We start from the raw sequence: 4341 nt of genomic DNA, 5'->3' as shown, positions 1-4341 counted from the left end.
TCAGTCCTACCTGCTCCAAGAGCTCGAGGGCTTTTTCCCTAGCTTTTTCCTTGGGCATGTTCTTGACGTGGATCATGCCTTCCATTACATTCCCGATGACAGTCATGTGAGGAAAAAGGTTGAAGTGCTGGAAGACCATTCCAAGACCCTGGCGGACCTTGTTCAATTGTTTTTCCTGCTGTCTTACCTGCTTCCCGTTGACGTAAATCTTTCCTTTCTGGGCTTTCTCCAGAAAGTTTATACAGCGGAGTAATGTGCTCTTTCCACTTCCAGAGGCGCCAATGATTACGACCACCTCGCCTCGTTTTACTTCGAGGTTGATATCCTTGAGGACTTCGAGGTCCCCGAACCACTTCTTGAGATGTTCTATCTTCAGGATTGTCTCTTCTGTCTTATGTGTTTGTTTAGTCATGGTCACTCACCTTCAATCTTTGTTCGATGCGATGCATCACGAATGAGAGCAGGCTCGTCATGATCAAGTACCAGATGCCGACGATAAGAAACATCTCCATGTACATGAAGGAAGAGGAGCCCATCTGTCTTCCCTTGAGCATAAGCTCCGGAACGGCGATAGTGGATGCAAGGCTGCTGTCCTTCAATGCGATGATCAACTGATTGCCCAATGGGGGGACAGCTCGTTTAAAGGCTTGAGGAAGCACGATGCGTTGCATTGCCTTCCCTTGCGTCATACCCAAGCTTCGAGCAGCTTCCATCTGTCCATAATCGATTGATTGGATTGATCCACGGAAGATTTCAGCAATGTAAGCTCCGTTATGTATTCCCAGTGCAATAATTGCAGAGGGAATGGGATCAATGGTTACAATACTGGTAAGGCCATAGTAAATAATGAACAACTGCACCAAAAGCGGTGTTCCCCTGATGAGGAAGATATATGCTTTACTAAGAGCACTTATCCACTGACGTTTGGAAAGGCGGCCGAGTGCGGCCACCAATCCAATTATAAGACCAAGAAGAATCCCAAAAAAGGTGATCTGCAACGTATAGAGTGCTGCATCAGCGAATTGGAAAAAACGCTGGGGAATCACCGTTAGATCCCATGGTAATATATTCATGGTAGGATTCTCCCTTACTCTACGGTAATGTCTTCACCGTTGAACCACTTTGCACTAATCTCTTTCATGGTGCCATCGGCAAACATATCACGGAGTGCAGCATTGACCTGCTCACGGAGCTCATCGTCATCCTCATGGAATCCAATGCCCATGACTTCGCTGCGAAGTACCGATCCTACGAGCGTAAGCTTATTTCCCTCTTTCAGTTGATTGATGGCATTCAACCCAACAATTCTGTCAGTCAGAACACCGTCAACACGACCATTGAGCAGTTCGATCAAGGTCTGGTTGTCATCTTCATAAAGCTTGACTTTGGTGCCAAGGACCTTTGCATCGTTCTCGAAGGTGGTGCCGGTAACCAAGCCAAGGGTATGCTCACTGGTCAGGTCTTCCACCGAATTGATACCGCTGTCTTTCATGACGATCAACTGGGGGCCACTGTAATAGTAAGGTATGGAAAAGTCGATTACTGCTTCACGTTCCTCTGTGATTCCCATACTGCCCAGGATTCCGTCATAGCGCTTTGCTCTGAGTCCCTCAACAATACCATCCCATGCGGTAGCTACATACTTCAATTCCATATCCAGACGATTGGCGATCTCGGCAGCAACATCAACATCGAAACCAATGATATCACCATCTTCTGTCATGTAGTTGAATGGAGGATACCCACCGGAACCAGCGAAGGTGATGGTATTAGCAGATTCCTGCTGACCTTGTGCGAATAAGGCAGGAAGCGAAATTAGTAACATCAATCCAATAATAAGCAACTTTCGATACAATTTGTTCGTATTTTTCAAAATAGACTCCTTTGAAAAAATGGATATAGAATTGTAACAATGACTACCTGTTTCATTCAACTGAAAAACAGCTATTTCTTTATAGTAAATGCTTTGTGTGCTTTTATGTATTATAACATGGTATGCTATAACTGGTTTCCTTGGTGTACTTTACTCTTGATTAAATAAAAAAAGAATGCTATAAATTATAACATGTTTTCGAGATTATCACGCCCAAAAGTAATTGAAATTGTCAATAAGAAGAATCATGTCACCTATTTATATGAGGACCAGTACTACTGGGACCCTGATAAAAAGCAGACACGCCATAAACGCCGTTGCATAGGTAAACTTGATGGAGTAACTGGAGAGCCAATCTACAATCCTGCATATAGGCAAGAACTGGAGAGCCAGGGAGCGGAGACTATTAAAGCAATTCCCTCGTTCCGCCGCTATGCGTTTGAGCAATTGCAGGAAGTGGTTGAGAAGGAGCTCTCGCTTGGAGAGTGGATGCAGCCACTTATGAGCAAGGAGAAGGTAGAGAAAATCCTGCATCTTGCTTGGTACCTGATCTGTTCAAACAATCCCATCTCCTATGCTACCCATTGGAAACAGGGAGTATACACGGGTGTGGAGAGTTTGTCAGAATTGCAGGGAATTCTTCGGTCCCTGGACGCTGAGTTCCTGCGGCTCTGGGGACAACGTAGCATGGAAAAATTCGATGAGAATTCCAGCGAAATCATTTTTGACCTATGTAGTACAGCCAGTTATCAGAATCATAACCCATACCTGCAGTATGGTTACAACCGGGATATTGGGGCATTGGAACAGAATACCATTATCTTGCTTGCCCATGGTGATAACCATATTCCTTATTCGTTCCAGATTCTGGATGGGACCATGCTCAGCAGCAAGATCATTGCCAATGTGATGGATACTCTGGAAGTCGATACCGATACGGTACTGATGCTCAATCGCAGATATTTCTCAGTCCCCAGGATTCAGGAGTTGGTGGAGTTGGGCTATCGGTTCATCATCCGCATCCCAACGAGGAAGCGATGGTTGGAGCAGTTCATTGAAAAACATCGTGATGAAATCCTTCAGGGCGCAATACTCTATGACTGCAAGGGTAGGGAGCTGAGAAGTCTGAGTCTCCCTGCACCCTTCCTGGAGGAGGCGTCTCTTACCATTCATCTCTATTATGATGAGCAGTGGCGGGAGAACCAGCGGAGCAATCTGCTCTCCTTGTTGGGGAGATGTAAACGGGAGTTGGAGTTTGAGGTGCCGCTTGAGGAGCATGCACGTCTCTATGAAACCTATTTCAAGGTGCGAAAACGCCCCAATGGAAGTAACAGGGTGAGTCTGAGTCGCGACCCGCTGAGAACCTTTGAGGCATCCCAGGCAGGTTTTTGGGCAGTGATCACGAACACAGGGCTCTCGGCAGAGCAAGTTCTAGCCAAGTATGAACAGCGTAATGACTTTGAACATCGGTTCAATAACCTCATGAACCAGGAGGACTGCAGGTTGCTGCACATCCAGTCCCCCCAGTATTTTCCTGGTAGGGTGTTTCTCCAGCTCATCTCTGAGATCATTCGGCAGAAATTGTTGGAAAAGTTAGAAGATACCGATTACAGCCTGGGCCAGGCACTTTTTACAGTTATGGATATCCAGGAAGTAACATTCAGGGAGAATGATACTCCTTATAGGAGTGAGCTGAATGAACAGGACAAGGAGATTCTCGGGAAGCTTGGCATTGCGGTAGAAGAAGCATAGGGAGAACCCTGCTAATCTTCTGCATACTCTAACAGATTGCCTGGTTGGTATGATAGATGCCTGCAGATGGCTTCCGTGGTTGCCAACCTGACAGCACTGATTTTTCCTGTCTTTAGGTTTGAAAGATGTGCCATGGTGATACCGACCTTCTCTGATAACTCTGTTAGTGACATCTTTCGATCGGCCAGCACTCCATCGAGTCTGAAGAGGCCCATAAATGAAGGCTGTATTTAAGAATCAGGGACTACGACACTATATGTCACAGCTGACAGCAGAGACACTTGTTGGGCGGATGAAAGGGCTTCCTGATTTCATCCTCGGCACGATTGTCGAAATTCTCGAATCCTATGATATGGAAGTCATGGTTGCAGAAGGTTTCATCTTTGAACGTTGTCCAGTTTGCCCTGCTTGTCATAGGCAAAGTAGTACCAAATTCCATTTCGCCTTGAGAGAGTGAATTGTTGCTTCATAACGCCTTTTTCTCCTTTTGAGTACATTTTTGAGTACAGCATCATGGGTGATACAGGAAAAAGGGTGAAAAAGAAAAACCCTCTTCTGTTTATTTTGTTAAACAGAAAAGGGTTATTACGTGCGGTAGACTGGACTTGAACCAGCACAAGATTTCTCCCACTAGCACCTCAAGCTAGCGTGTCTACCAAATTCCACCACTACCGCATTCTTGAAGTATTGTTCGCTCTTGAAGTGAACGAGCCAAC

The 4341-nt window shown here is 45.7% G+C and carries 6 protein-coding genes and 1 tRNA gene; 2 read left to right on the top strand and 5 right to left on the bottom strand.

What is annotated here, in order from left to right:
• From AB7S66_RS11515 to AB7S66_RS11505, 3 genes are all read right to left on the bottom strand, one after another.
• Positions 1-412, bottom strand: a 412-nt coding sequence (locus AB7S66_RS11515; RefSeq protein WP_428520145.1) for an amino acid ABC transporter ATP-binding protein, incomplete at its 3' end; no start/stop codon positions are given.
• Complete coding sequence (locus tag AB7S66_RS11510) at positions 405-1073, bottom strand: amino acid ABC transporter permease (RefSeq protein ID WP_117330137.1); 669 nt, start codon at positions 1071-1073, stop codon at positions 405-407. The genes AB7S66_RS11510 and AB7S66_RS11515, both read right to left, overlap by 8 nt.
• Positions 1074-1087: 14 nt before the next feature.
• Positions 1088-1825, bottom strand: coding sequence for an ABC transporter substrate-binding protein (locus tag AB7S66_RS11505; RefSeq protein ID WP_117330335.1), 738 nt, complete (start codon positions 1823-1825; stop codon positions 1088-1090).
• A gap of 240 nt (positions 1826-2065) precedes the next feature.
• On the opposite strand from AB7S66_RS11505, the gene AB7S66_RS11500 reads away from it, so the two are divergent.
• Positions 2066-3625: an IS1634 family transposase gene (locus AB7S66_RS11500; RefSeq protein ID WP_428520142.1), complete on the top strand. Its 1560-nt coding sequence runs from the start codon at positions 2066-2068 to the stop codon at positions 3623-3625.
• Positions 3626-3636: 11 nt separating this feature from the next.
• Here AB7S66_RS11500 and AB7S66_RS11495 read toward each other — a convergent pair whose 3' ends face one another.
• Complete coding sequence (locus AB7S66_RS11495) at positions 3637-3840, bottom strand: helix-turn-helix domain-containing protein (protein WP_428520140.1); 204 nt, start codon at positions 3838-3840, stop codon at positions 3637-3639.
• Between the two features lie 2 nt (positions 3841-3842).
• Between AB7S66_RS11495 and AB7S66_RS11490 the strand changes: the two genes are divergently transcribed.
• Positions 3843-4082, top strand: a complete 240-nt coding sequence (locus AB7S66_RS11490; RefSeq protein ID WP_428520138.1) for a hypothetical protein — start codon at positions 3843-3845, stop codon at positions 4080-4082.
• A 133-nt stretch (positions 4083-4215) separates the two neighbouring features.
• On the opposite strand, the gene AB7S66_RS11485 is transcribed toward AB7S66_RS11490, so the two are convergent.
• A tRNA-Leu gene (locus AB7S66_RS11485) sits at positions 4216-4300 on the bottom strand.
• Between the last annotated feature and the right edge of the window lie 41 nt (positions 4301-4341).

It is taken from the genome of Sphaerochaeta sp., assembly GCF_050178175.1.
Taxonomy (GTDB): Bacteria; Spirochaetota; Spirochaetia; order Sphaerochaetales; family Sphaerochaetaceae; genus Sphaerochaeta.
Note: the sequence above shows the minus strand (reverse complement) of the source record. Positions and strands in the feature narration are given on the sequence as shown.

Coding starts and splice junctions, on each gene's coding strand:
- AB7S66_RS11510 (WP_117330137.1), bottom strand. CDS start 1,073: ATGAATATATTACCATGGGATCTAACGGTGATTCCCCAGCGTTTTTTC.
- AB7S66_RS11505 (WP_117330335.1), bottom strand. CDS start 1,825: ATGTTACTAATTTCGCTTCCTGCCTTATTCGCACAAGGTCAGCAGGAA.
- AB7S66_RS11500 (WP_428520142.1), top strand. CDS start 2,066: ATGTTTTCGAGATTATCACGCCCAAAAGTAATTGAAATTGTCAATAAG.
- AB7S66_RS11495 (WP_428520140.1), bottom strand. CDS start 3,840: ATGGGCCTCTTCAGACTCGATGGAGTGCTGGCCGATCGAAAGATGTCA.
- AB7S66_RS11490 (WP_428520138.1), top strand. CDS start 3,843: ATGAAGGCTGTATTTAAGAATCAGGGACTACGACACTATATGTCACAG.